Raw genomic sequence first — 26,638 nt, forward strand, 5'->3', positions numbered from 1 at the left:
CCAGCGTAGTCGGCGCCCCACCCCGGCAACCCCGGAGATTCCGCCGCCACCCCACAGCGCCGTATACATCCCGGTCTTCGATCTCAGCCGCTGACTGCAGACCCGGAGCGCATTCCCTCGCGCAGCGTGGCTAGCGTGATCGCCATGGCATCCGACATGAACACGGCAGTGGAGACGGAACGCGGCCTGGTCTACGGCCCGAGCGGCAAGCGCCTGGACCTCTACCGCCCGGCGGCCGCCCCGCGCCCGACCCCGACCGTCCTGCTCTGGCACGGCGTCGGCCCCGACGAGCGCGACGTCCTGGCACCGCTCGCCCGCACGGCGGCTTCGCACGGCCTACTGGTCCTCGTACCGGACTGGCGCTCGGACGCCCCGGACGGCGGCCGGGCCCAGCTCCTGGAATCGCTCACCTTCGCCCGCAAGGAGGCGGGCGGCCTGGGCGGCGACGGAGAGTCGTTCGTACTGGCCGGGTGGTCGGCGGGGGCCGGGGCCGCGCTGGGGGTCGTGTTGCGGCCCGAGACCACGGACGGCCCGCGCCCCCGGGCGGTGGTGGGCGTGGCGGGCCGCTACGACCTCCCGGCGCGCACCACCGGCGCCGCCCCACTGTCCGACCTCACCGCGGGCCTGGCCCCGGCCGTCCCGGTCCACCTCGTCCACGGCAGCCGGGACGTGGCCGTGGACGCCCGGCACACCCGCGACCTGGCGGAGGCCCTGCGAGCCGCAGGCGGGACGGTGGCCCTGGACATCCCGGACACCGATCACGCGGGCGTGATCATGACCGAGTACGACCCGGCGGCGAACCGCTGCGTACCGACCACCACCGGGCACGCCGTACGGGCAGGGCGGCTGGTGGCGGGGGTACTGGCGGAGGCCGGAGGCGACACGCACGGGAGCGGTCACTCTTTGTGATGACGCGAGGGGGATACCGCGCCACCGTGGAGGGCGGGCAGCAAGATCCCGGCCATGGACGAAACCGCGTTCTCCGAGGCCATGGACGACCGCCCGCTCTGGCCGGTGCCGCCTCCGGACGGATACACCGTGGACGACCTGTTCACGCTGCCCGATCTTCCACGGCACATCCAACTGATCGACGGGAGCCTGGTCTTCCCCCCGTCCGCAGAACAACTCCCACTCCATCGCCATCGACCTGCTAGTCAGCGGCCTTTCGTGCGAGCCGGCCGGCCAAGTTCAAGGTCGCAGCGCGGATGACGGTCGTCCTCGACGAGCGCAATGGCCCAGAACCCGATGTGAGCGTGATCCGGGCCGATGCGGTCACCGGACCGGACCCGACGAGCTTCCAGGCCAAGGACGTACTTCTCGCCGTCGAGGTGGTCTCCCCGGAATCAGAGTCCCGTGACCGCACGGCCAAACCGTGGAAGTTCGCCGCCGCCGGGATTCCGAATTTCTGGCGTGTCGAGATGGACCGAGCCGATAAAAGGCCCGTCGTCCACGTCTACGAACTCGACCCGGTCACCAGGGCCTATGTGCACGCGGGCATGCACCGCGACCAGATCAAGGTCGCGAAGCCCTACGACATCGACCTGACCGCCATCGACGAGCTCTGAGGCCGGCTGCCCCTCGACCCCTCGGGCGGCCTCAGCCGCGCCCCGCCCCGGGACGCGCCCGGGGTCAGAGGGTCGTCGCGCCTGGTGCCGGGCCCGTCGCCGTGCGCACTGTACGGCAGGTGCCCGACGCCTGTAGGGCATCCGCCACCTGCCGGGCCGACCCCGGGTCCTCGACCAGGAACGCCGTGGTCGGGCCGGAGCCGGAGACCAGGGCGGCCAGGGCACCGGCGGCGGTGCCGGTGGCCAGGGCGGCGGACAGGGAGGGGCGCAGGGAGAGGGCGGCGGGCTGGAGGTCGTTGGTGAGGGAGGCGGCGAGCGCGGTGGGGTCGCCGGTCTCCAGGGCGGCCAGGAGGGCGGGGGACGGTTCGGGGGCGGGGACGTCGGTGTCTGCGGTCAGGCGGTCGAACTCGCGGTAGACGGCGGGGGTGGAGAGGCCGCCGTCGGCGACGGCGAAGACCCAGTGGAAGGTGCCGCCGACCGGGAGCGGGGTCAGCAGTTCACCGCGGCCGCGGCCCAGGGCGGCGCCGCCGACCAGGCTGAAGGGCACGTCACTGCCCAACTCGGCGCAGAGGGCGAGGAGTTCGGAGCGGGGAGCGCCGGTGCCCCAGAGAGCGTCGCAGGCGAGCAGGGCACCGGCGGCGTCGGCGCTGCCGCCGGCCATACCGCCCGCCACCGGGATGTCCTTGGTGATGTGGAGGTGGACGTTCGGCTCGATGCCGTGGCGGGCGGCGAGGAGTTCGGCGGCGCGGGCGGCGAGGTTCGTCCGGTCCAGGGGGATCTGGTCGACGTCGTGGCCCTCGGCGGTGATCCGCAAGGCGTCCGCCGGGGTGGCGGTGACCTGGTCGTAGAGGCCGACCGCGAGGAAGACGTTCGCCAGGTCATGGAAGCCGTCCGGGCGGGCGGCGCCGACCGCCAGCTGGACGTTGACCTTGGCCGGGACCCGGACAGTGACGGGCGCGGGCGTGGGCGCGGGTGTGGGCGCGGTCACTGGCCTGCTCCCTGGTTCTCGGCTCCCTTGCCCTCGGCGGCCTTGTTCTCGGTGACCTTGTTTTCGGCGATGCGGGTGAACTCCTCGATGGTCAGCGCCTCGCCGCGGGCCTGCGGCGAGATGCCCGCGGCGACCAGCGCGGCCTCCGCGGCGGCGGCCGAGCCGGCCCATCCGGAGAGGGCGGCGCGCAGCGTCTTGCGGCGCTGGGCGAAGGCCGCGTCGATGACCGCGAAGACCTCGTCGCGGCGGGCCGTCGTCGCGATCGGCTTGTCGCGGCGTACGAGGGAGACCAGGCCGGAGTCGACGTTGGGGGCCGGCCAGAAGACGTTGCGGCCGATGGCGCCGGCCCGCTTGACCTCGGCGTACCAGTTGGCCTTGACCGAGGGCACGCCGTAGACCTTGTTGCCGGGGCGGGCGGCGAGCCGGTCGGCGACCTCGGACTGGACCATGACCAGGGTGCGGTCGATGGTGGGGAACGTCGCGAGCATGTGCAGCAGCACCGGTACCGCGACGTTGTAGGGGAGGTTGGCGACCAGCGCGGTGGGGGCGGGCCCGGGCAGCTCGGTGACGTGCATCGCGTCGCTGTGGACCAGCGCGAAGCGGTCGGCGCGCTCGGGCATCCGGGCGGCGATGGTGGCCGGGAGGGCGGCCGCGAGGACGTCGTCGATCTCGACGGCGGTGACCCGGTCGGCGGCCTCCAGCAGCGCCAGGGTCAGCGACCCGAGGCCGGGACCGATCTCGACGACGACGTCGTCGGGCCGGACATCGGCGGTCCGCACGATACGGCGGACGGTGTTGGCGTCGATGACGAAGTTCTGGCCGCGCTGCTTGGTGGGGCGTACGCCCAGCCTGGCGGCCAGCTCGCGGATGTCGGCGGGGCCCAGGAGGGGGCCGTGCTCATCGGTGGGGCTGGCGCTGTTGCTCACCCGTGAAGCTTACGGCCGCAGACCGGCCAGGGGCTCGCCCCCCGTCTGACGTAGAGCTTCTTGGCGCGGTAGGTCTGTTCCGCGGCGGACGCGTCCTGGGGGCGGCCCTGGCCGCCGAGGGCCTGCCAGGTGCCGACGTCGAACTGGTAGAGGCCGCCGTAGGTGCCGGAGGCGTCGACGGCGTTCGGCCGTCCGCCCGCCTCGCACTGGGCCAGCGCGTGCCAGGCGAGGTGGTCGACGCCCTGTACGGAGGTGGGCAGCTCCTGGGTCCCGATGTGCACGATCTGCGGGAGCGGGTGGCGCACGACCTCGGCGTGCAGCCGCTTCGGCTTCTGCCGGACGCCGTTGACGGTGCGCAGCCGGTAGGTGACCCGCCGCACTCCGGGCCGGCCCTGCTGGACGACGGACTCGGTGCCCCGGGCGAGCTGGGGATCGGTCCGTCGGACCGTACGGAACGGGATCGCCTCGTCGCGGACCTTCCGGGAACCGGTGATCCGCAGCACGGAGATGGTCTGCCCCTCACGGGGGAAGCTCTCCGCCGGCACCGAGGTGGTGTCCTGGTTGCGCAGGGCCAGGCCGGCCTCGGCGAGGGCCTCGCGGACGGTGGCGGCGTTGGTGCGGAGCGGGTACGTGCGGCCGTCGGCGAGGAAGGTCACCGAGCGTTCGGTGCGGACCGCCAGCTCCATGCCGTGCCGGTCGATACGGCGGGCGCGGGAGGTCGACAGATAGGCGCCCTCGGCACGGACACCGAGCTCGCGGAGTGCGCCGTCGACGGTGTCCTCGGTGGTCCACACGGTGCGGCGCCGGCCGTCGACGGTGAGCGCGACGGGGCGACCGTGCCGGACGACGACCTCCTCGCCGCTGCTCAGGCCGGCGCCGGGGGCGGGCGCGACGATGTCGTGGTCGCCGATGTCGAGTTGCTCGTCGCCCAGCAGCTCGTGCACGTCGTCGGCGAAGGTGTGCAGGGTGCGCGGTTTGCCGTCGACGTTGAGCCGGACCGCCTTGTCGTGCGCGATGAACGCCGTGGTGCCGCCGGCGAGGAACGCGACGACCAGCGCCCGGGGCACCAGTCGGCGCAGCCCTTCGGGGCGTTCGGTGCGGCGTCTGCGATGCCCGCGTGCGGCACGGTGACTGCTCGGTGACTGGCTCACGGCGCTCCCCATACCCACGGATGCGGTGGACGGGCGGAATGTAGCGGAGGGGGAGGTCACTCTCCAAAGTCACCCGGATACGGAAAGTGGTCACTTCGGGGGACGTGGGTGGACTCGTCCGCACCGGATCGGTGCCGGATCAGTACCCGAAGGCGCGCGCCGTGTTGGCCGCGACGGCGGTGGCCAGCGCGTCCTCCGTCATCCCCTTGACCTCCGCCATGGCCCGCAGGGTGACCGGAACGAGGTACGGGGCATTGGCCCGTCCGCGGTACGGCGCCGGGGTGAGGAACGGCGCGTCGGTCTCGACGAGAACCAGGCCGGGCGGGGCGACGGCGAGCGCGTCGCGCAGCGGCTGGGCGTTCTTGAAGGTGACGTTGCCGGCGAAGGACATGAAGTAGCCGGCCGCGGCGCAGACCTCGGCCATCTCGGCGTCGCCGGAGTAGCAGTGGAAGACGGTCCGGTCGGGCGCGCCCTCCTCGCGCAGGATCCGCAGCACGTCCTCGTGGGCCTCCCGGTCGTGGATGACCAGGGCCTTGCCGTGCCGTTTGGCGATCTCGATGTGGGCGCGGAAGGACCGCTCCTGGGCGGCCATGCCGTCCGGACCGGTACGGAAGTAGTCCAGGCCGGTCTCGCCGACGCCGCGGACCTGCGGCAGCGCCGCGAGCCGGTCGATCTCGGCGAGCGCCTCGTCCAGGGCGGCGTCCCCGCCGGGCTGCCGGGCACCCTGCCGTGACCAGCCGTCGGGGTCCCCCAGGACGATCCGGGGCGCCTCGTTCGGGTGCAGGGCGACGGTGGCGTGCACGCTGTCGTACGCCGCCGCGGTGTCCGCGGCCCATCGTGACCCGGCCAGATCGCAGCCCACCTGGACGACGGTGGCCACCCCGACCGAGGCGGCCTTGGCGAGCGCCTCGTCGACGGTGCCCGCCTGCATATCGAGGTGGGTGTGCGAGTCCGCGACCGGCACCCGAAGCGGTTCGGGCAGCGGCGGCGGGGTGTGCTTGTCGTCCTGCGGTGCCATGGCCGTGATCCTACGAGGACCGCGGGCCGGGGCTCACCTGCGGTGGTGGTGCTGGAAAGGGTGCAGCAGGTCGGAGAGGTGCCAGTGGTGCCTGCCGCGCTCCGCGGCCTCCCCGTCCCCGGCGGCGTCCTCGCTCCTCGCGGCCCGCCCGCCCTTCACGGCCTCCATGCCCTTCTCCGGCCTCTCCGCCTTCCCGACCCTCTCGGTCTTCTCGGCCTTCGCGCCGTCGTTCCGGCGCTGGTGCATGTTCTCGATCGCGTGGGAGACCTTCGAGACCTGGCCGGAGCGCATGATGCGGACGACGTCACCGCCGCAGTTCCGGCAGCTGGGGCGGGTCAGCGGGGACGGCACCCGCTCGCCGTCCGCGTAGTAGACGACATGCGGCTCGCCCTTGCCATCGGTGCGGTGGACTATCTCGTACGCCTGCTCCCAGCCATGGCCGCACCGCATGCAGGCGAAGGCGTACGCCTCTCGGGCGGCGGGCTCGATGCCAGTGGTCTGTGCGATCTCAGTCATCTGCGCTCCTCTTGTCCGCGGGACAAGGTGTCCGGGGACCATTCGTCCCGCCCCCAGTGGACTCCCTTCCCGGCCGAAACGCAGCGGTTCACGCACCCAATTGGCCCAGATTTGGCAGTGGGCATATAAAACGTCCGACTACACCGCCCCGCGCTTTACCTTTCAGAGCAGCCTTTTACCTTCCGAAGCGTCGGTTACCTGCCCCTACCTCTTGGTTTTCACGGCATCGGGCGCCGGGCCCACGGACTCGGGCCCCTGGCCCACGCCCGCGTTCTTCGCGGCGACGACGGCGTCGAAGACCTCCCGCTTGGGCAACCCCGCCTCCGCGGCGACCGCCGCGATGGCCTCCTTGCGCCGCTCCCCGGCCTCCTCGCGGATCCGCACCCGCCGCACCAGCTCCTCGGCGCCCAGCTCCTGCGGGCCGCTCTCGGGGGCGCCCTCGACGACGATGGTGATCTCGCCCCGTACACCCTCGGCCGCCCAGGGCACCAGCTCGCCGAGGGTGCCGCGCTTGACCTCCTCGTACGTCTTGGTCAGCTCCCGGCAGACCGCGGCCCGCCGCTCCGCGCCGAAGATCTCGGCCATCGCGGCGAGGGTGTCGTCCAGCCGGTGCGGCGCCTCGAAGTAGACGAGGGTGCGCCGCTCGTCGGCGACCTCGCGCAGCCGGGAGCGCCGCTCCCCGGCCTTGCGGGGCGGGAACCCCTCGAAGCAGAAGCGGTCCACCGGCAGCCCGGAGACGGCGAGCGCGGTGAGCACCGCGCTGGGGCCCGGTACCGCGGTGACCTTGATGTCGCGCTCGACGGCCGCGGCGACCAGGCGGTAGCCGGGGTCGGAGACCGACGGCATCCCCGCGTCGGTGACCAGCAGCACCCGCGCCCCGCCGGCCAGCGCGTCGGCCAGCTCGGGCGTCCTGGCCGCCTCGTTGCCCTCGAAGTACGAGACGATCCGGCCGGCCGGCGTCACGTCCAGCGCCTGGGTCAGCCGGCGCAGCCGCCGGGTGTCCTCGGCGGCGATCACATCGGCGGCGGCCAGCTCGGCGGCGAGCCGCGGCGGGGCGTCCGCGACGTCACCGATGGGCGTCCCTGCAAGTACCAGCGTTCCAGTCACCCCTCCATCCTCCCAGCCGCGCCCCGGCCCGCCGCCCGGCAGCCCCTGGTCCCGTGAACCGGTCGAGCTGCGGGTCCGCTCCCCGCCGCCTCATGCCGTTCCGCGGCCTTCCCTACGGCCGGTCCACAGGGGGCTTCCCTACGATGGGCCGAGTGACAAGTGACACCACCGCGCCCGACGCCGCCGAGCACCGCGCCCCGGAGCCGGCCCAGCCTCCCGCCGGATGGCAGCGGCGGCTGCGCCGCTTCGGATACCCGGCCCGCCCGCAGGCCGATGTCCGGACGCGGCTGGTGCCCCCCTTCCCCGGGCCGGACGGCCGCCTGTGGGCGGTGTTCGGCCTGGGCCCGCAGGCCGCGGCCCGGCTGACGCGCTGGTCGGCCTGGGGCGGTCCGCTGCTGGTGGCGCTGTGCGCGGGGGTGCTGCGGTTCTGGAACCTGGGCAGCCCGCGCAAGGTGATATTCGACGAGACGTACTACCCCAAGGACGCCTGGTCGCTGCTCCAGTACGGCTACGAGGGCACCTGGGCCAAGAACGCCAACGACGCGCTGATCGCCCACCCGCCGCAGATCCTGCTCTCGCCCGAGCACTCGTACGTCGTGCATCCGCCAATGGGCAAGTGGCTGATCGCGCTCGGCGAGTGGGCGTTCGGGATGAACCCTTTCGGCTGGCGGTTCACGGTGGCGCTGCTCGGCACGCTGTCGGTGCTGCTGGTCTGCCGGATCGGGCGGCGGCTGCTGCGTTCCACGGCGCTGGGCTGCCTGGCCGGCGCCCTGCTGGCGGTGGACGGTCTGCACTTCGTGATGAGCCGTACCGCCCTGCTCGACCTGATCGTGATGTTCTGGGTGGTGGCCGGGTTCGGCTGCCTGCTGGTGGACCGGGACCGCACCCGGGCCCGGCTGGCGGCGGCGCTGCCGGTCGGCCCGGACGGGACGGCCCGCCCGGACGCGGAGGTCGGGGACCGGCTACGGCTCGGCTGGCGGCCCTGGCGGATCGCGGCCGGGGTGTGCCTGGGCCTGTCCGCCGCCACCAAGTGGAACGGCCTGTACTTCCTCGCCGCGTTCGCGCTGATGTCGGTGCTGTGGGACGTCGCGGGGCGCCGTACGGCCGGTGCCCGGCACCCGTTCCGTTCGGTGCTGCGCCGCGACGTGCTGCCGGCGTTCGGCTCGACAGTCGTCGTCGCCCTCGCCGCCTACCTCGCGTCCTGGTCCGGCTGGCTCGCCACCAAGGGCGGCTACTACCGCGACTGGGCGACCACGGCGGACGGCCAACGGGCCGGCTGGACCTGGCTGCCGGACTGGCTGCGCAGCCTGTGGCACTACCAGACCGAGGTCTACGACTTCCACACCGGCCTGACCACCCCGCACACCTACCAGTCCAACCCCTGGAGCTGGCTGGTCCTGGGCCGCCCGGTCTCGTACTTCTACGAGGACCCCAAGGCCGGCCAGGACGGCTGCACCGCGGCCGAGGGCTGTGCGCGGGAGGTGCTGGCGCTGGGCACCCCGCTGCTGTGGTGGGCGTCCTGCTTCGCCCTGCTCTACGTCCTCTACCGCTGGCTCTTCAAGCGGGACTGGCGGGCCGGCGCCATCGCCTGCGGTATCGCCGCCGGCTATCTGCCGTGGTTCCACTACCAGGGACGCACCATCTTCCTCTTCTACGCGGTGGTGTTCGTGCCGTTCCTGTGTCTGGCGCTGGCGATGATGATCGGCGCACTCATCGGCCCGCCGTCCCGGGCGGGCGGCACGACCGCTGCGGCGGAGGCGGGGCCCGTTCCGGGCGAGCGCCGCCGGACGGTCGGGGCGGTGGGCGCCGGCGTCCTCGTCCTCCTCATCATCTGGAACTTCATCTACTTCTATCCGGTCTACACCGGCACCCCGATCCCGAAATCGGCCTGGCACCACCGGATGTGGCTGGACACCTGGGTCTAGACACCTGGGTCCAGGCCGTGTCCTGTGGATCGGCTCCGCCGTCCGGGACGGCCGTTAGCCCGGTCGGCGGCGCTGGTCGCGCGCCCGCCCCGAACCGGTCATATCTTCCGACGCGGGGGGTCAGGATGATCACGACCGGAGAGGACCACACCATGCGCCTTCGCTCTCTTGCCCTTGCCGCCTGCGCCATCGCGCTGCTGACCGCCGCCGCCCCCGCGGCCGCCGCCGCCCAGCCCAGCGAATGCAGTCAGTTCAGCGTCCTCACCATCCCCCTCCTCGAGGACTGCCAGGCCGGCCTGCCCGACCAGATGGGCGTCAAGTGAGCGTGCACCGGAGAGTCAGCGTGCACCGGAGAGTCACGGCACGCGTGCGACAGTTCTGTCACAGCACTACAACAGTGCGTCACAGGACCGTGCCCTGATCGAGATTCGATACCTCCCCCGTGTCCCTTAGAGTGCGAAGCACGTTCTTGTGTGCGTATTCACGAACGAGGCTCCTGGGAGGGGATCGGTGGCATGCGCCGAGAGGTGAAGTACGGGCTGATCGGCGGATCGGTGGCCCTGGCAGCGGGAGTCGCGGGCGGCCTCGCGCTGTTCGGCGGTTCGGACGACACGCCGCGTACGCAGGTCACGGCGGCGGACGCCAAGGCGGGCGACAACGCGCCCACGGTGCCGACCGGTCCGCCGTCGGCCAAGGAAGTGCAGACAGCGGGTCAGGAGTTCCTGACGGCCTGGCAGTCCGGGGACACCGCCGCGGCCGCCGGGCTGACGGACGACCCGGCGGCCGCCAAAGCCGCCCTGGAGAGCTTCGCCGCACAGGCGAAGTTCTCGAAGGTGACGGTGACACCGGGCACCCCGTCCGGCACCACGGTCCCGTACACCGTCACCGCGCAGATCGACTACAACGGCACCAAGGCGCCCTACTCGTACCGCTCCTCGGCGACCGTGCAGCGCGACAGGACCACCGGGAAGCCGCAGATCGCCTGGCGGCCGACGGTGCTGCACCCGGGCCTGGCCAAGGGTGACGAGCTGCGCACCGGAGAGGCCGAGGCCCCGCCGATCAAGGCCGTCGACCGCAACGGCACCGAGCTGACCCCCCAGGCGCACCCGACGCTGGCCGGGGTCCTGGACAGCCTGCGCGCCAAGTACGGCGACAAGACCGGCGGCAAGCCCGGCACCGAGCTGTTCATCCACCGCGCCAAGGCCGCCAAGCCCGACGAGCAGCAGCCCGACAAAACCCTCAAGGTGCTCTCCAAGGGCACCCCCGGCACCCTGAAGACCACCCTGGACGCCAAGCTCCAGGCCGCCGCCGAGAAGGCCGTCGCGGGCAAGAAGTCCGCCTCCGCGGCCGCCGTCAAGCCCAGCACCGGCGAGATCCTGGCGCTCGCCAACTCCCCGGCCAAGGGCTTCAACCTGGCCACCCAGGGCTCGCTGGCCCCCGGCTCCACGATGAAGATCGTCACCGCGGCGCTGCTGATGGACAAGGGCCTGACCGACCCCGGCAAGAAGCACCCCTGCCCCAAGTTCGTGACCGTCGGCGGCTGGAAGTTCCAGAATCTCAACAAGACCGAGATCAAGGACGGCACCTTCGCGCAGAGCTTCGCCGCGTCCTGCAACAACGCGTTCATCTCGCAGGCGGAGAAGCTCAGCAACGACGATCTGACGAAGGAGGCCCGGGACGTCTTCGGCCTCGGGCTGAACTGGAACACCGGCATCCCCACCTTCGACGGCTCGGTGCCGGTGCAGAGCGACGCGCAGATGGCGGCCTCGCTGATCGGCCAGGGCGGGGTGCGGATGAATCCGCTCAACGTCGCCACGTTCGCCGCCACGGTCCGCGCCGGCTCCTTCCACCAGCCGTACATCGTCGACCAGTCGCTGGACAACCGGGCCTTCGCCAAGGCGGCCCGCAGTATGAAGCCGGCCACCGCGTCCGGCCTGAAGTCGCTGATGAAGCTGACCGCGACCTCCGGTACGGCCGCCGAGGCGATGGCCGGGGTCGGCGGGGACATCGGCGCCAAGACCGGCTCCGCCGAGGTCGACGGCCAGGAGAAGCCCAACGCGTGGTTCACCGCCTACCGCGACGACGTCGCGGCGGCCGCCGTCGTGCCGGCCAGCGGCCACGGCGGCAGCAACGCGGGGCCGGTGGTCCGCGCCATCCTCACGGCGGGCTGAACCGGCCCTCTCCCGGACCCCGGAACCCCGCCGGAACCCCGCCGGAATCACCGTCGCATGGCCCGTACAGCTTTCGATAGCGTGCGGGCCATGCCCCTGCCCATGACCGTTCCCGCGCCCGCCGAACGCTCGTCGTGACCCCGCTCGTCGTCGCGGCCGTCCTGTTGGCCGCCGTCACCCACGCCAGTTGGAACGCCATCGCCCACGGCATACGCGACCAGCTGCTGGCCTTCACGCTGGTCGGCAGCGGCGGCACGATGTGCGGCGCCGTCCTGGCCGCCGTCGCGCCGCTGCCCGCCGCCGGCGCCTGGCCCTGGCTCCTGGCCTCCGCCGTCCTGCACATCGTCTACCAGGCGCTGCTCATGCGGTCGTTCCGGCTGGGCGACTTCGGGCAGATGTACCCCATCGCCCGCGGCACCGCGCCGCTCGTCGTCACCGTGCTCGCGGCCGTCTTCGTCGACGAGATCCCCGACGGCTGGGCCCTGGCCGGGGTGGCCCTGGCCTCCGCGGGCCTGGTCGGCGTGGCCCTCTGGGGCGTCCGCACCGCCGGCACCCGGCCGCACTGGCCGGCCCTCATCGCCGCCCTCGCCACCGGCCTGGCGATCGCCTCGTACACCACCGTCGACGGCCTCGGCGTCCGCGCCTCCGGCACGCCCCTCGGCTATACCGCCTGGCTGATGCTCCTCGAAGGCGCTGCCATCCCCGTGTACGCACTGGCCGTCCGCCGCGGCCAACTCCTCACCCAGCTCCGCCCGTTCGCGGTCCGCGGCCTGAGCGGCGGCGTCCTCTCCGTCCTCGCCTACGGCCTGGTCCTGTGGGCGCAGACGCGCGCTCCCCTGGCCCCCATCGCCGCCCTGCGCGAGTCCTCGATCATCGTCGGCGCGGCGATCGGCGCCCTCTTCTTCAAGGAACGGTTCGGCGCCCCGCGAATCGCCGCGGCCGGACTGATGGTGGCCGGTATCGGCCTGATGCTCCACCACGGCTGAGCCCTGCCCTTCACCAGGGGGAGGCCCCCTCTGGCCCGGATCAGGGGCAGGGGCAGAGGCGGAAGCAGAGGCAGGGTCGGCCGACGGACGCGAAGTGGATCAGGCGCACCCGACGACGCCGGAGACCGCCCGCAGCAGCGCCTGCGCCCGGGGGTCCGCCGTCACGTTCCGCTGCATCCCGTTGGTGACGTACCCGAACGCCATCCCGCTCTCCGGATCCGCGCACGCCAGCGCGCCCCCGCGGCCGGGGTGGCCGAACGAACCGGGCCCCAGCAGCGGCGAGGCGGGCCCGTGCAGCATGAAGCCGAGGCCGAAGCGGGTGGTGACGAGGAGGGTGCGGTCGAGACCGGCGGACTCCTCGGTGCGGGCGAGGGTGAGGGTCGCGGGCGCGAAGAGGCGGGGGTGGCCGTCGACGGCGCCGATCAGCGCCGCGTAGCAGCGGGCGAGGGAGCGGGCGGTGGCGATGCCCGCGGAGGCGGGAAGCTCGGCGGCCCGGTACTCCGGTGCGTTCTCGTCCGGCGCCGGCGAGATCGCGGCGAAGGCCCGGCTGGTGAGGGAGGTGGGATCGGCGTACGCGTCGGCGACCGCCCGCTTGGGGCGGACACGGAGACCGGAGGCGGCGGGCGCGGGCGGCGCCTCGACGGCGGCGATCCGGCCCACCCGGGACTGTTCCGCCGCCGGCAGGCCTATCCACAGGTCGAGGCCGAGCGGCCCGGATATCTCGTCGGCTATCCAGGCGCCGAGGGTGCGCCCGGTGACCCGCAGCACCAGTTCGCCGATGAGCCAGCTGTAGGTCTGCGCGTGGTAGCCGTGGTCCGTGCCGGGCTCCCAGACGGGGGCCTGGGCGGCCAGCGCGGCGGGCCCGCTGACCCCGTCGAGGGCCTGGGCGGGGGTGAGCGGGGTGTCCAGGACGGGCAGGCCGGCGCGGTGCGAGAGGAGGTGGCGGACGAGCACCCGCTCCTTGCCGGCGGCCTTGAATTCCGGCCAGTACGTGCCGACGGGGGCGTCCAGGTCGAGCAGTCCGCGCTGGTGCAGCAGCAGCGGGACGACGGCGGCGATGCCCTTGGTCGCGGACCGGATCACCTGGGCGGTACCGGCCTCCCACGGCGCGGCACCCTCCGCCGGGGCCGCGGCTCCTTCGGCGTTCCCGCCCCCGCCCCCGTCCCCGTCCTTCGTACCGGCCCACAGGTCGACGACCTTCCGCCCGTGCCGGTAGACGGCCACCGCCGCCCCCCGCTCTCCGCGTCGCGCGAAGTTGGCTGCGAAGGCGTCCCGGACCGGCTCGAAACCGTCCTCGACCGTGCCCTGGACGTCCACCACTGTTTCCCGCTTCCCACTCATCCGTCGCTTTCGTGACCCATCCATGGTGCAACGCTCCGATCGGTGCTGATGACCAGGGCGGCGGCCCGTGGCGTTCGTCACACGACGGATGGCGCGGGGGAACGGCCGGGAAACGGCGGGGGACACGGCGACGGCGCGGGGACAACACGCCCTATGGCACGGGCGGGACGTCACCCGGGGACGGCGACCGACTGCGGGTCGAAGCCGAAGGGCAGCTCCAGCCGATGGCTGCGCATCAGTTCCTCATCGCACAGCAGGTCCTGGGTGGTGCCGTCGGCGACCAGCACGCCACCGGAGAGCACGACCGAGCGCGGGCACAGCTCCAGCGCGTACGGCAGGTCGTGCGTGACCATCAGCACGGTGACGTCCAACGACCGCAGGATGTCGGCGAGTTCGCGGCGGGAGGCCGGGTCGAGGTTGGAGGACGGCTCGTCCAGGACGAGGATCTCGGGGCGCATGGCGAGGACGGTGGCGACGGCCACCCGCCTCCGCTGCCCGAAGGAGAGGTGGTGCGGCGGCCGGTCGGCGAAGTCCGCCATGCCGACCCGTTCGAGCGCCTCGGTGACGCGTGCGGCGAGTTCCGCGCCGCGCAGGCCCGCGGCGGCCGGCCCGAAGGCGACGTCCTCGCGGACGGTGGGCATGAACAGCTGGTCGTCCGGGTCCTGGAAGACGATGCCGACCCGGCGGCGGATCTCCGCGAGGTTGCCCTTGGCGACCGGCAGCCCGGCGACGCGCACCGTACCGGCACCGGCCTCCAGAATGCCGTTGAGGTGGAGTACGAGGGTGGTCTTGCCGGCGCCGTTGGGCCCGAGGAGGGCGACCCGTTCACCACGGCCGACGGTCAGGTCGACGCCGTAGAGCGCCTGGTGGCCGTCGGGGTAGGCGTAGGCGAGCCCCGAGACGGCGAGGGACGGTACGGCGGCGGGCGGATGCGGGGCGGTGGCCTCGGGGGTCGTGGGGGGCGCGGCGGGCTCCGGGGTCTCGGGGGACGCGGAAGGCACAGGAGGCACAGAGGGCACAGGGGTTACAGAGGTCACAGGGTCCATCCCAGGAGGCAGACGGCGAGCGCGGCGGCGGGCAGGGCGGCCGCGCGGGTCCAGTGGGTGCGGGTGGCGATGGCGGCACCGGCATCGGCGTCGGTGACGGGCATCGTGCCGGTGTAGCCGCGGCTGACCATGGCGAGGTGGACGCGCTCGCCGCGCTCGTAGGAGCGGATGAACAGCGCACCGGCGGACTTGGCGAGCACGCCCCAGTGGCGTACGCCGCGCGCTTCGAAGCCGCGGGAGCGCCGGGCGATCCGCATCCGCCGCATCTCGTCGGTGATCACATCGCCATAACGGATCATGAAGGAGGCGATCTGGACGAGCAGCGGGGGCATCCGCAGCCGCTGCAGCCCGAGCAGCAGCTCCCGCAGTTCGGTGGTGGCGGCGAGCAGCACGGACGCGGCGACGCCCAGCGTGCCCTTGGCGAGGATGTTCCAGGCCCCCCAGAGCCCGGACTGGCTCAGGCTGATGAGGCCCATGACGTCGACCCGCGGGCCCTCGGCGACGAACGGCATCAGAACGGCGAAGGCGACGAACGGCACCTCGATCAGCAGCCGGGTGAGGAAGAACCCGGCGGGGACCCGGGCGGCCGCGGCGGTGGCGGCGATCAGCAGCGCGTAGAGCCCGAACGCCCAGACCGCCGCGCGCGGGGTGGAGACGACGATCACGACGAAGCAGAGGACCGCGACGATCTTGCAGTGTGCGGGCAGGACGTGCACGGGAGAGTGCGCGTACCGGTAGAGCTTGTGCGCATGCCCCGCACCCATCTCAGACATTCTCCGCGGTGGGGCCTTCGGTGCGAGCTTCGGTGGGGGTTTCGACGGGGGTCTCGACGGGGGCGTCGGGGCGAGCTTCGGCGGGGGCTTCGGTGCGGGCTTCGGCGGCCGGGCGGGGTGCCGGGCGCACGGCCGTACCCCTGCGGCGCTGACGCCGGACGATCACGAAGACACCGGTCCCGGCCGCCAGGGTCGCCCCGACCCCGATGACACCGGCCAGGCCACCCGACAGCCGCGGATCGCCGATGTCCTTGACGCTGTAGTCGGCCAGCGGCGAGCCCTTGGCCGCATGCTCCTTCGCCTTGGCGTCGAGCCCCTGATCCTGGGCGACCTTCTCCAGCCCGTCGGGGCTGGTGGACGCGTAGTAGCTGAGGACGCCCGCACACACCAGGGCGGCGGCCAGCCCGGCCAGCCAGAGGCGACGGGCGGAGCGACGCGGCGCGGCGGCGTCCGGGACGTCGCCTCGTGCAGCGGCGGTAGCGGCGACGACCGGCTCGGCGGTACCCCGTACGGAACCGGAACCCGCAGCCTGCTCCCGCCCGCCGCCCACCGGCGAGGTCCGCAGCTCCAGCGGCCTGGTCAGCCCCCGCGCCCCGTACACCAGATCCGGCCGTACGGCGATCACGGCCCCCACCGTCAACGCGGTGATCACCGCCTCCCCCACCCCGATCAGCACATGCACCCCGACCATGGCGGCGAAGACCTTGCCGATCGACACCTCCGCGGTCCCGCCCAGCGCGTAGAGCGCACTGAAGGCGACGGCAGCGGCCGGCACGGAGACGAGCGCGGCGACGAACGCGGCGGCGGTGACCGACTGCTGCCTGCGCCGCGGCAGCACCTTCACCAACACCCGCACCAGCCCCCGGAACACCCCATAGGCGACCACCGTCGTCACGATGGCCATATCAGTGACATTGACCCCCAACGCGGTCAACCCACCATCCGCGAACAACACCCCCTGCATCAGCAGTACCACCGACACACACAGCACACCCGTATACGGCCCCACCAGGATCGCCGCCAGCGCCCCGCCCAGCAGATGCCCACTGGTCCCGGCCGCGACCGGAAAATTCAGCATCTGCACAGCAAAGATGAACGCCGCGACCAATCCGGCCAACGGCGCCGTCCGCTCCGCCCCAGCCCCAGCCCCGGCACTCTGCCCCGCACCCGCCAGCTCGCGCCGGGCCCCCCGCAGGCTGACCGCGACCGCAACCGCAGCCACCACCCCGGCCCCCAGCGACACCGGCGCATTGATGAACCCATCGGGTACGTGCATGACATGCCTCCGCTCAGGCGCTGCAATCCAGCCATGGTGATGGCTACTGCGAACCACTTGCAAGAGCGCCCAGCATGCGAAATGCGCCCCCGGTTGCCCACCCCACGACCGGACGGGGACGCCACACTCCCGGGAACACCGAACGGCCCCCACAGCCTGATGGGGCCATGGGGGCCATGGGGGCCGTGGGGGCCGTAGACCATGAGGACAGCGACCATCAACCATCCCGCCGAATCCAAGCGGCAATTCCCGCACTACGAGGGCACTTTAGGCCGCCCTATCACTGCCCCTCATAGACATTGACCCAATTCCTCGACCTATCGCTAGGCCTGGACGGGCTTGAAGACCGTGAAGTCCCGGAAGTTGGGGAGCACGGAGGCATAGGCCACCAGCCAGCCCTTACCACCCACGGGGTGGGTCAGGTAGTTCTGCGTTCCCGCCAGCTGGAGCAGATAACCACCGTGGCTGGGCACGAAGTTCCAGCGAGAAGCGCAACTGCTTTCCTGGTCCAGCTTGATTCCGTTGCCGACGGCGCACCAGGTGTTGTAGCCGCTCCAGTGCGAACTGGTCGACTTGATGACGTAACCGTCGTCCTTCTTCTCGAAGACCACGGAAGCGCCGTTGTCCCCCGGCGAATTCGACAGGAGCGCGTAGTCCCAGTTGAGGTAGGCCTCAAAACTGACGCCCCGGTTCTCCTGGTTGACGAGGTAGTAAGGAACACCGGTGACGACGGGGTCCGCCGCCTTCGTACCGGCGGTCTGCGCGACATGGCCCACGGCGGCGGGCTGCGCGGTCGCGGCCGGTGCCGAGACGGCCATCAGCGCGGCACAGGCGGCGGCGACAAGAAACCCCTTGCGCAGCGGACGACGAGAACGGGACGCGTTCTTCATGAACTTCCTTCCCATGAGCGGCGGTTCACCGATCTTCGGTGCGCACATCAGCATCCGATCACCCGCCACCCATCACCAGACGGTTTTCGGCCCGGCGGCACTTTCACCCTCAAGAGGTAAACGAAATCCCTAAACCCAAAAGAAAGGATCACGTCACCCGGCACACTCCCCCTCCGCCCCACACCCCCCCCTCTTACCACCCAGCACCTCACACTCAAAGCCGCAAGATGACCAGAAGCAGACCACCCGCCAGCCGTCTTCGCCCGTACGCAATGCCGTAGACCCGCTATTGTTCCTGCGGCATTTACGGCTTTCAGGCACGACGGCTGACGACCGAGACGTGGGCACAGCCGGGAACGCCAGGCCGAGGGCTGACAGCCGAGGTGGGAGATGAGCGGCAGAAGGTTATCCGTCCGCGTGGGTGGCCACGTCGTCAAGTACCTTGATTTTGGGGGTGAAGGGACTCCGCTCGTCGCGCTGCACGGGACATTCGGGCGCGGGTCGATCTTCGCGCAGCTGGCGGAGGATCTCGGGCCCCGGGTTCGGGTGATCGCGCCGGATCAGCGTGGCCACGGATTGAGTGATCACACCGGCAGTTACACGCGTGAGGATTTCATCGAGGACGCGGTCCGTTTTGTGGAGCATCTGGGTAGGGCGCCCGTCGTTGTGCTGGGGCATTCGCTCGGCGGGATCACCGCGTATCAGCTCGCCGCCCGGCGTCCCGACCTGGTTGAGGCACTGATTGTGGAGGACGTCGGGCCGGTGATGCGCCGGCCGGAGATCGCCGAGCCCGTGCTGGACGTCCGTGGATGGCCGATGCGGGCTCCGACTCGTGACCGGCTCGCACGCGCCATTGAGAGGGCCGGTGTCGCGGACAGTAGTTACTTCATGCGGAGTGCTGTTGCGGAACCGGAAGCGGCCGAGGGGCATTGGCGGATGCTGTTCGACTGGGACGAGATGATGGCGGTGCAGGAGAGCGGTCTGGGTGACTGGTGGGCTGACTGGCTGGCGTCCGACTGTCCCGCGCTGGTGTTGCGCGGGGGGGAGGAGTTCTCTCCTGCCAGGCGAGCTGGCTCGGGAGATGACCGCGCGCCGGCCGGGCAGTCGGCTCGTTGAGTTTCCCGAGGCCGGGCATTTCGTTCACGAGGATGAGCCGACGGGAATGGCTCAGGCGATCATTGGTTTTCTCGCTCGGCCGGTCTCGTAGGCCCGCTCCGGCTGGTATTCACCCGGCCGACTTGCCGCCCCCATCCCCTCCCGAAACCATGGATGGGTGAGCGATGCACGCGAGGGCGTCGGACCGGGGCCGGAGTCGAGTGCGAGTGATCCGGCGGGCGGGCGGTTGCGCCGTGTGCCCAACGCGCCGAGCGCGTCCGACGTGGGCTCGTATCTGCGCTTTCCGCATCTGCACGGGGACCTGCTCTGCTTCGCCGCCGAGGACGACCTGTGGGTGGCGCCGATCGCGCCGGACGGGCAGGAGCCCGGGCGGGCCTGGCGGCTGACCGTGGACCGGACGCGGGTCGGGCACCCTCGTTTCTCCCCGAACGGGCGGCATATCGCGTTCACCAGCTGGCGGAGTCTCGATCCCGAGGTGTATCTGGCGCCGGTCGAGGGCGGCCCGGCGCGTCGGCTGACGTACTGGGGCAGCACGGACGCGCGGGTGTGCGGGTGGACGCCGGACGGGCACATCCTGGCGGTTTCGTCGCACGGCCAGCCGTTCTCGTACTACTCCTGGGCCTACAAGCTGGCGACCGACGGCAGCCCGGGCCGGAAGTTGCCCTGGGGGCCGGCCGCCGATATCGCGGTCGCGGACGTCGCCGGAGAGCACAAGACGCTGCTGCTCACCGGCAAGCCGCCGCATGAGCCGGCCTCCTGGAAGCGCTACCGGGGCGGCGCGATGGGACGGATGTGGCTGCACGGGACGCGGCTGCTGCCGGACCTGTACGGGCATCTGGACTCGGTGATGTTCGTGGGAGGGCGGATCGCCTTCCTGTCGGATCATGAGGGGGTCGGCAATGTCTATTCGTGTCTGCCGGACGGGACCGATCTGCGGCGGCATACGGATCACGCCGATTTCTACGCCCGGCACGCCGCGACGGACGGCGAACGGATCGTGTACCAGTGCGCGGGCGACATCTGGCTCGTCGACGAGCTGAGCCCGGATTCCGTACCGCGCAAGCTGTCGGTGCGGCTGGGCGGGCCGCGAGCCGGGCGCCGCGGCTACCAGGTCCCGGCCGCGTCGAATGTCACCTCGCTCGCGGTGGACGCCACGGGACGCGCCAGCGCCGTCGGCGTACGCGGCAGCCTGTACTGGCTCACCCACCGCGACGGCCCGGCCCGGACGATCCACGACACCCCGGGCGTATGGGTCCGGCTGCCGGAGATGCTGGGGGCCAGCGGACGGATCGCGTATGTGACCGATGCCGAGGGGCCGGACGCCATCGAAATCTCCAACCTGCCGCGCGCGAGTGGGGCCGGTGAGCCGCGGCGGCTGGCGGCGGGGCAGGTGGGCCGGGTACATGAGATGGCGTCCTCGCCGGACGGTGAACGGCTGGCGGTGGCCGCGCACGACGGGCGGCTGCTGCTGGTGGACGTGACCCGGCCGGGTGAAGGGTCGACCGAGGAGGACCGGAGCGCGGAGGAGGTGGCGGCCGGGCCCGGTGGCGTGACCGAATTGATCCGTTCCGCCAACGGTCCGGTGCGCGACCTGGCGTTCTCGCCCGACTCACGCTGGCTGACCTGGTCGCATCCGGGGATCGGCCGTTCGCTGCGGCAGATCAAGATGGCCCGGCTCGCGGACCGGCACATCGTGGACGTGACGAACGGGCGCTTCGAGGACGAACAACCGGTGTTCACGCGGGACGGCCGCTATCTGGCGTTCCTGTCGTGGCGCGGCTTCGACCCGGTCTACGACGTGCACACCGGGGATCTGTCCTTCCCGCTGGGGTGCCGGCCGCATCTCGTGCCGTTGTCGTCCGCCACTCCGTCCCCCTTCGCGCTGTCGGCGGAGGGGCGGCCCGCGGCGGGCGGGCTGGATCCCGACGAGAATCCGCCGACGGGTGGGGAGGGGACGGTGCTGGTGGAGGTGGAGGGGCTGGAGAACCGGGTCACGCCGTTCCCGGTGTCGGCGTCCAAGTACTCCTCCCTGGAGCCGGTCAGCGGCGGCGGGCTGGTCTGGCTGCGCTGGCCGATCTCCGGCGCGCTGGGCGAGACCTTCGCCGACCCCGACAAGACGTCGAGCCGGCCCACCCTCGAACACTTCGACCTCACCAAGGCGCGGCGCACCGAACTCACCAGCTCCCTGGACGGGTTCGCGCTCAGCGGCGACGGCACGCGGCTGGTCGTCAACGACGAGGGTGAGCTGCGGGCGGTGCCGGCGACCGAGCCGTCGGACAGCGATGCGACGGTCTACCTGGATCTGCGGCGCATTCTGCACGACGTCGATCCGGGGGCGGAGTGGCGCCAGGGGTTCGAGGAGGCGGGCCGGATCATCCGGGCGTACTTCTGGGATCCGCGGATGTGCGGAATCGACTGGGACGCGGTGCTGGCGCAGTACCGTCCGCTGGTCGAACGGGTCTCCTCCCCGGACGAGTTCGCCGATCTGCTGCGTGAGGTACTGGGCGAACTGGGCACCTCGCACGCGTACGTCACCGGTGCCCGGCGCAATGAGGGGCCACCGCACTATCAGCGCGCCATCGGTCTGCTCGGCGCCAACTTCGTCTGCCGGGACGGCCATTGGCTCGTGCAGCGGATCCTGCCGGGCGAGTCGTCGGACTCCAAGGCCCGCTCCCCGCTGGCCGGTACGGGCATCCGCGAAGGCGCCGAGCTCACCCATGTCGACGGCCGCCGGGTGGACCCGCTGACCGGCCCGTATCCGCTGCTGTCCGCGGCCGGCGGCACCACCGTCGAGCTGACCTTCTCCCCAGCGGACAGTGACGGCAACGGAAGCGGCACCGGCGACGACGACGGCAACAGCAGCAGCAACAGCAACAGCAACAGCAACAGCAGCGGCCATGCCCGCCGGGTCGCGGTGGTCCCGCTGGTCGACGAGCGGCCGCTGCGCTACCAGGACTGGGTCGCCAAACGCCGGGCCGTGGTGCGGGAGCTGAGCGACGGCAGGTGCGGCTACCTCCACATCCCCGACATGGGCGGCTCGGGCTGGGCGCAGTTCAACCGCGACCTGCGGAAGGAGGTCTCCCGGCCCGCGCTCATCGTGGACGTCCGGGGCAACGCCGGCGGCAACATCTCCGAGCTGGTCATCGAGAAGCTGACCCGCACGATCATGGGCTGGGACCTGACCCGCGACGCCGAGCCGGTCTCGTACACCAGCAACGCTCCGCGCGGCCCGGTCGTCGCGGTCGCCGACGAGATGACCTCGTCCGACGGCGACATGATCACCGCGGCCTTCAAACTGCAGGGCATCGGCCCGGTGGTCGGGATGCGCACCTGGGGCGGGGTGGTCGGGATGACCGGCCGGCACCGGCTCGCCGACGGGACGACGATCACCGTCCCGATGAACGCGGCGTGGTTCCGGCTCTACGGGTGGGGCGTGGAGAACCACGGCGTCGAGGTCGACATCGAGGCGCTGCGCTCGCCGCTGCACTGGGCGGAGGGGCGGCAGCCGACGCTGGGCGTGGCGGTGCGTACGGCGCTGGAGCTGCTGGACCGGCACCCGGCGGCGACACCTCCGGATCTGTCGGACGTACCGGACCGACGGCGGCCCGCACTGCCGCCGCGGAACGGGGCAGGGGCCGGGAGCGGTAACGGGAGCGCGGCGGAGGCTGCGGGGGCTTGAGGGGGGCTCAAACGACGACGGGACACCGAACATGACGAGAGGCGCACCCGGTTGACCGGGTGCGCCTCTGCTCGCACTGCCCCATATCGCCGTTCGCATCGCACGGTGTTTCAGGACGGCCGCATCAAGTCTCGTCGTCGTAACGGTACTGCTGCTCCTCGCGCAGTTCGTCCATCGGGTCCGGTGCGGTCCGACTACGGCCCTGCCCCTGGGGCCGCCGGCCCTGACCGCGCTGCTCGGCACTCTCCCGTGCCTGCTGCGCCCGGTCCCTGAGCTCGTTGGCCTTGTCCTGGAACTGGTCCTTTATGCCCATGCTGTTCACTCCTAGTGAGGTGTGGGGGTTGGGCCTCGACCAGCGTGACACGCCCGAACATCGCTCGCACTTCGATCACGGATGGATACCGTCCGTGACGCCGCCCTTGTGTGCCGCGGCGCGTGCCCTTTCGTCCGCCTCCCCGCCCGCGCCGATCAGGCCGATCCGCACTCCGTCCAGCCGGTCGCCGAACCGCCGCATCTCGCGCCGGCCCACCGTCCCGATGAGCGCCGGCAGACAGCCCCGCAGGGACTGCATCCCGCGCAGCCAGCCCTGCCCGTAGACATGCGCGGAGCGGCGCTCGATGCCCGCGACGAGCCGGTCGACCGCGGGACCCAGCGGATAGGTCTTGTTCGACGGCCAGGGCAGCCGGGCGCGCAGCTCGCGAAAGGTGTCGTCCCGGTCGGCGCCGCGCACCATGTCGGTGTCGGTCCAGCTCAGATAGCCGACGCCGACCCGTACGCCCCGGTGGCCGACCTCCGCACGCAGGCTGTGCGCGAACGCCTCGACGCCTGACTTGGAAGCGCAGTACGCGGTGAGCATCGGCGCCGGGGTGAGCGCGGCGAGCGAGGCTATCTGGAGGAAGTAGCCACGGGATTCCATCAGTACGGGCAGGAAGGCTCGCCCGGTGACCGCGCTGCCGATCAGATTGACCTCGATGACCCGATTCCAGGCGACCGGATCGGAGTCGGCGAACAGGCCGCCGGACGCCACCCCGGCGTTGGCGACGACCACATCGACCTTCCCGAAGCGGTCCTTGACCTCGCCCGCGACCTGGGTCATCGCCGCGTGGTCGGTGACGTCGGCGGGCCAGTGGTGCGCCGGCCCGTGGAGTGCGGCGGCCACGCTCTTCAGTTCGTCCGGCTCCAGGCCGACCAGTGCCAGGGTCACACCGCGCGCCGACAACTTACGGGCCAGCAGCGCACCGACACCGCGCGCCGCGCCGGTGACGACGATGACCTGCCCGGCCAAGCTCCTGCCCCTGGGCCCTCCGGCCCCTATGACCCCTCGGGCTCTCCTGGCCCCTCCTCCGCTCCCTCGCTCGCTCACGCCGTCTTCCCCCTCTGCTCCGCTGCCGTCTCCTGCTGCCGCGCCTGCTGTTCCCGGTGCTCCTGCCGCTCCAGGTGGTCCTGTACGAGGGCGCGCAGCCGGCCGGCGACCGTGTCCGGCGCCTCGATCGGCGTCATATGGCCCAGCCCCGGCAGTTCGGTCAGGTCCCGGCAGTCGGGGAGCACGGAGGCCAGCCGGCGGGCGTGCACCAGTGGCGTCAGCCGGTCCGCGGTCCCCGCGATGACCGCGGCCGGCATCGTCAGCTTGCCCGCCCCACCGGTCAGTTCGAGGCCGTACAGGACCTTGCCCCAGTGCGCCCGTACGCCCGTCGGGCAGGCGTGCACGATACGGGCGCAGGCCTCGACCTGCTCGGGGGTGGAACCGGCGCCCATCGTGGCGTACTTGAGCGCGCGCTTGGTGAGCGACGATACGGGGCCGAGCGGGGTACGCGAGTGCAGCAGCAGCCAGTGTGCCTGGCGCCGGGCGGCCGGGCTCCGGAAGGGGAAGACCCGGGCCTCTGCGGCGAGTTCGGTGGGGCCGGTGCTGCACAGCAGCACGGCGGCCGCCCGTTCGTGCAGCTGTGACCGCCCGGCGGCAGCCATGATCGTCATGCCGCCCATGGAGTGGCCGCCCACCACGGTGCGTTCGCCGGGCTCAAGGGTCCGCTCCAGTACGGCGATCAGGTCGTCGGCGAGTGCATGGGTGCTGTGGCCGGCGGGCCGGACCGCCGGGCTGCGCCCGTGTCCCCGCTGGTCATAGACGATGACCTTGTGGTCGGCGGACAGGTCGCGGACGACCGGGGCCCAGAAGGCGGTCGAGCAGGTCCAGCCGTGGGCCAGCACGATGGCCGGGGCGTGTTCGGGGCCGTGGATCTCGGTGTAGATCCGGGCGCCGTCGGCGGAGGTGACGGTCATCGTCGTACGCGGCACCGGCGGGGCGTACGGACCGCTGGTGACGTGACCGGGACGGCTGCTGCTCATGCGCTCGCCTCCGTACGTGCACCACCGGTCGCCGCCCCCACTGCCGTACCGGTCTCGGTACCGGTCGCGGTGGCCGGACCCGCTGTTGCGCCGGCCGGCCGCAGTACCTCGTACTCCGCGAGGTCGACCCGTCGCGTCACCTTCCTGAACTCCGCTGTGGTGCCCGGCCAGACGGTGGTGTTCCGCCCCTTGGCGTCCAGGTACCAGCTGTCGCAGCCGCCGGTGTTCCACACCGTCCGCGCCATCCGTCGCTGAATCTTCCGCGTCCATTCGTCCACCGCGGACTGCCGTGCATTCAAGGCGATCTTCCCTCCCAGAATGTCCAACTGCCGTAGGAAATCCACCATGTAATTCAGCTGCGACTCGATCATCAGGATCATCGAGCTGTTCCCCAGCCCGGTGTTGGGACCGATGATGGTCAGGAAATTCGGGAATCCGGCCGCGCTGGAGCCGCGCAGCGCAGCCATTCCGTCCTTCCACTCCTGCGCCAGCGTCGTCCCGTTGACCCCCGTGACGCGCTCCCCGATCGGCATGTCCGTCACACGGAAGCCGGTGCCGAAGACGATCGCGTCGGCCTCGGCCGTACTTCCGTCCGCACCCACAAGCGTGCTGCCCCGCACCTCCTTCAGCCCGGCCGGTACAAGGTCCACATTCGGCCGGGCCAATGCCGGATAGTAGGTATTGGAGAGCAGAATGCGTTTGCATCCGATGCGGTAGTCCGGCGTCAGCGCGCTCCGGAGGGCCGGATCCTTGATGGCCTTCCTCATGTGCTGCTTCGCCAGGAACTGGATCAGTCCCAGCTCTCCGGGCCGCTTGGTGAAGGCGCTGACCTGCATCTCCCTGATGCCCCACAGCAGCCCACGGCGAGCGGCGCGGGTGGCCGGCACCCTGCTGTGCAGCCACTGCTCGGCCGCGGTGATACTGCGGTCGGCGCGCGGCAGCACCCACGGCGGAGTGCGCTGGAAGAGCGTGAGACGCGCCACCTCCGGCTGAATGGCGGGCACGATCTGGATCGCCGAGGCGCCCGTGCCGATCACGGCGACGCGCTTACCGCGCAGCTCGTACGCGTGATCCCAGCGTGCCGAATGGAAGACCTTCCCGGGAAAACCGTCGATCCCCGGCACGTCCGGAGTCCTGGGATCCGACAACGGCCCGGTGGCGGACACCACCACATCCGCCGTGAGCGCGCCGGACGCCGTATCGATTTCCCACCGCAGTTCATCGCTGCTCCACCGGAGGCTCCGTACTTCCGAGTGGAACCGGATATGCGGACGCAGCCCGAAATTGTCCGTGACCCGCTCGAGGTACGCGCGGATGTGGGGCTGCCCGGAGAAGTTCCGCGGCCACTCCGGATTCGGGGCGAAGGAGAAGGAGTACAGATGCGACGGGACGTCACACGCGCACCCCGGATAGCTGTTGTCCCGCCAGGTGCCGCCGACCGAACCGGCCCGTTCCAGGACCACGAAATCGGTGATCCCCTCCCGGCGCAGCCGTACCGCCGCCCCCAGGCCGCCGAAGCCCGATCCGATCACCGCCACCCGCACATGCCAACGACCGCTTTGCCTACGACCGCTACGTTCGCGCCCGGCCATCCGCCGCCTCCCGAGTCCGACGTCCGCCTCTCGCCAACCATGCCAGCAATCACTGGCACGATCGAGCACACTGGGAGGGTAGGACAGCCGCGTACCGAGCGGTAGGGGTCGGGCGGCAGGAAGTTACCGCCGGTCGCACCCCGGCCCGGCGCCACATCCCCGGCGTCACACCTCCGGCATAGGCTGGCCCCGTGGCAGCGAACGAGACCTCGAGCGAGCATTCCGGGAA

Annotated in this window: 22 protein-coding genes and 1 pseudogene; 8 read left to right on the forward strand and 15 right to left on the reverse strand. The window is 71.8% G+C overall.

Annotated features, from left to right (window positions below; genetic code table 11):
* Positions 1-144 precede the first annotated feature (144 nt).
* Together AZE13_RS19305 and AZE13_RS19310 are read left to right on the forward strand one after the other, a co-directional pair.
* On the forward strand, positions 145-909 hold the full coding sequence (locus AZE13_RS19305) for an alpha/beta hydrolase (RefSeq protein ID WP_066933414.1): 765 nt from the start codon (positions 145-147) through the stop codon (positions 907-909).
* A gap of 54 nt (positions 910-963) precedes the next feature.
* Positions 964-1,565 (forward strand): annotated as a pseudogene (locus AZE13_RS19310) (Uma2 family endonuclease).
* A gap of 64 nt (positions 1,566-1,629) precedes the next feature.
* On the opposite strand, the gene AZE13_RS19315 reads toward AZE13_RS19310, so the two are convergent.
* The 6 genes from AZE13_RS19315 to rsmI all read right to left on the reverse strand — a co-directional run bounded on the left by AZE13_RS19315 (position 1,630) and on the right by rsmI (position 7,271).
* Positions 1,630-2,553 (reverse strand): 4-(cytidine 5'-diphospho)-2-C-methyl-D-erythritol kinase, encoded by a 924-nt coding sequence (locus AZE13_RS19315; RefSeq protein WP_066933115.1) that lies wholly within the window; start codon positions 2,551-2,553, stop codon positions 1,630-1,632.
* Positions 2,550-3,479 (reverse strand): 16S rRNA (adenine(1518)-N(6)/adenine(1519)-N(6))-dimethyltransferase RsmA, encoded by a 930-nt coding sequence (rsmA, locus tag AZE13_RS19320; RefSeq protein ID WP_066933118.1) that lies wholly within the window; start codon positions 3,477-3,479, stop codon positions 2,550-2,552. Before rsmA ends, AZE13_RS19315 begins: the two co-directional genes overlap by 4 nt.
* Positions 3,476-4,630 (reverse strand): resuscitation-promoting factor, encoded by a 1,155-nt coding sequence (locus tag AZE13_RS19325; RefSeq protein WP_066933121.1) that lies wholly within the window; start codon positions 4,628-4,630, stop codon positions 3,476-3,478. The genes rsmA and AZE13_RS19325 overlap by 4 nt, the downstream gene beginning before the upstream one ends.
* A 139-nt stretch (positions 4,631-4,769) precedes the next feature.
* Positions 4,770-5,648, reverse strand: coding sequence for a TatD family hydrolase (locus AZE13_RS19330; protein WP_066933124.1), 879 nt, complete (start codon positions 5,646-5,648; stop codon positions 4,770-4,772).
* A gap of 33 nt (positions 5,649-5,681) precedes the next feature.
* Complete coding sequence (locus tag AZE13_RS36970) at positions 5,682-6,164, reverse strand: hypothetical protein (RefSeq protein ID WP_066933127.1); 483 nt, start codon at positions 6,162-6,164, stop codon at positions 5,682-5,684.
* 204 nt (positions 6,165-6,368) lie between these two features.
* The gene (rsmI, locus tag AZE13_RS19340; protein WP_066933130.1) at positions 6,369-7,271 is read right to left on the reverse strand and encodes a 16S rRNA (cytidine(1402)-2'-O)-methyltransferase; all 903 of its coding nucleotides are present in this window, start codon (positions 7,269-7,271) and stop codon (positions 6,369-6,371) included.
* 143 nt (positions 7,272-7,414) lie between these two features.
* On the opposite strand from rsmI, the gene AZE13_RS19345 reads away from it, so the two are divergent.
* The 4 genes from AZE13_RS19345 (at position 7,415) to AZE13_RS19360 (ending at position 12,353) form a co-directional block, all read left to right on the forward strand.
* Entirely contained in the window at positions 7,415-9,196 is a 1,782-nt protein-coding gene (locus AZE13_RS19345) for a dolichyl-phosphate-mannose--protein mannosyltransferase (protein ID WP_066933132.1), read from the forward strand.
* Between the two features lie 125 nt (positions 9,197-9,321).
* The gene (locus AZE13_RS19350) at positions 9,322-9,519 is read left to right on the forward strand and encodes a hypothetical protein (protein WP_066933134.1); all 198 of its coding nucleotides are present in this window, start codon (positions 9,322-9,324) and stop codon (positions 9,517-9,519) included.
* 192 nt (positions 9,520-9,711) lie between these two features.
* Positions 9,712-11,367 (forward strand): penicillin-binding transpeptidase domain-containing protein, encoded by a 1,656-nt coding sequence (locus tag AZE13_RS19355; protein ID WP_066933138.1) that lies wholly within the window; start codon positions 9,712-9,714, stop codon positions 11,365-11,367.
* Between the two features lie 134 nt (positions 11,368-11,501).
* Complete coding sequence (locus tag AZE13_RS19360; protein ID WP_066933141.1) at positions 11,502-12,353, forward strand: DMT family transporter; 852 nt, start codon at positions 11,502-11,504, stop codon at positions 12,351-12,353.
* Positions 12,354-12,452: 99 nt separating this feature from the next.
* Here the strand turns inward: AZE13_RS19360 and AZE13_RS19365 are convergent, their stop codons facing one another.
* From AZE13_RS19365 to AZE13_RS19385, 5 genes are all read right to left on the reverse strand, one after another.
* The gene (locus tag AZE13_RS19365; protein WP_181690384.1) at positions 12,453-13,694 is read right to left on the reverse strand and encodes a serine hydrolase domain-containing protein; all 1,242 of its coding nucleotides are present in this window, start codon (positions 13,692-13,694) and stop codon (positions 12,453-12,455) included.
* Positions 13,695-13,864: 170 nt separating this feature from the next.
* Positions 13,865-14,740: an energy-coupling factor ABC transporter ATP-binding protein gene (locus AZE13_RS19370; protein ID WP_398780170.1), complete on the reverse strand. Its 876-nt coding sequence runs from the start codon at positions 14,738-14,740 to the stop codon at positions 13,865-13,867.
* A complete protein-coding gene (gene cbiQ / locus AZE13_RS19375; RefSeq protein WP_066933150.1) occupies positions 14,728-15,504 on the reverse strand; it encodes a cobalt ECF transporter T component CbiQ in 777 nt (258 codons plus the stop codon). Before cbiQ ends, AZE13_RS19370 begins: the two co-directional genes overlap by 13 nt.
* A 1-nt stretch (position 15,505) precedes the next feature.
* Entirely contained in the window at positions 15,506-16,789 is a 1,284-nt protein-coding gene (locus tag AZE13_RS19380) for an energy-coupling factor ABC transporter permease (RefSeq protein ID WP_079124151.1), read from the reverse strand.
* A gap of 323 nt (positions 16,790-17,112) precedes the next feature.
* A complete protein-coding gene (locus AZE13_RS19385; RefSeq protein ID WP_147264683.1) occupies positions 17,113-17,679 on the reverse strand; it encodes a hypothetical protein in 567 nt (188 codons plus the stop codon).
* Between the two features lie 417 nt (positions 17,680-18,096).
* Between AZE13_RS19385 and AZE13_RS19390 the strand changes: the two genes are divergently transcribed.
* Both AZE13_RS19390 and AZE13_RS19395 read left to right on the forward strand, forming a co-directional pair.
* Complete coding sequence (locus AZE13_RS19390) at positions 18,097-18,795, forward strand: alpha/beta fold hydrolase (RefSeq protein WP_258527871.1); 699 nt, start codon at positions 18,097-18,099, stop codon at positions 18,793-18,795.
* Between the two features lie 235 nt (positions 18,796-19,030).
* Entirely contained in the window at positions 19,031-22,474 is a 3,444-nt protein-coding gene (locus tag AZE13_RS19395) for a S41 family peptidase (protein ID WP_066933417.1), read from the forward strand.
* Between the two features lie 124 nt (positions 22,475-22,598).
* Here AZE13_RS19395 and AZE13_RS19400 read toward each other — a convergent pair whose 3' ends face one another.
* The 4 genes from AZE13_RS19400 to AZE13_RS19415 all read right to left on the reverse strand — a co-directional run bounded on the left by AZE13_RS19400 (position 22,599) and on the right by AZE13_RS19415 (position 26,409).
* Positions 22,599-22,787, reverse strand: coding sequence for a hypothetical protein (locus tag AZE13_RS19400; RefSeq protein WP_066933156.1), 189 nt, complete (start codon positions 22,785-22,787; stop codon positions 22,599-22,601).
* 75 nt (positions 22,788-22,862) lie between these two features.
* On the reverse strand, positions 22,863-23,759 hold the full coding sequence (locus AZE13_RS19405) for an SDR family oxidoreductase (RefSeq protein ID WP_258527872.1): 897 nt from the start codon (positions 23,757-23,759) through the stop codon (positions 22,863-22,865).
* Positions 23,760-23,833: 74 nt separating this feature from the next.
* Complete coding sequence (locus AZE13_RS19410) at positions 23,834-24,817, reverse strand: alpha/beta fold hydrolase (protein WP_066933159.1); 984 nt, start codon at positions 24,815-24,817, stop codon at positions 23,834-23,836.
* Positions 24,814-26,409, reverse strand: coding sequence for a flavin-containing monooxygenase (locus AZE13_RS19415; protein ID WP_066933163.1), 1,596 nt, complete (start codon positions 26,407-26,409; stop codon positions 24,814-24,816). Before AZE13_RS19415 ends, AZE13_RS19410 begins: the two co-directional genes overlap by 4 nt.
* Between the last annotated feature and the right edge of the window lie 229 nt (positions 26,410-26,638).

This window comes from Streptomyces sp. NBRC 110611 (genome assembly GCF_001590865.1).
GTDB lineage: Bacteria > Actinomycetota > Actinomycetes > Streptomycetales > Streptomycetaceae > Streptomyces.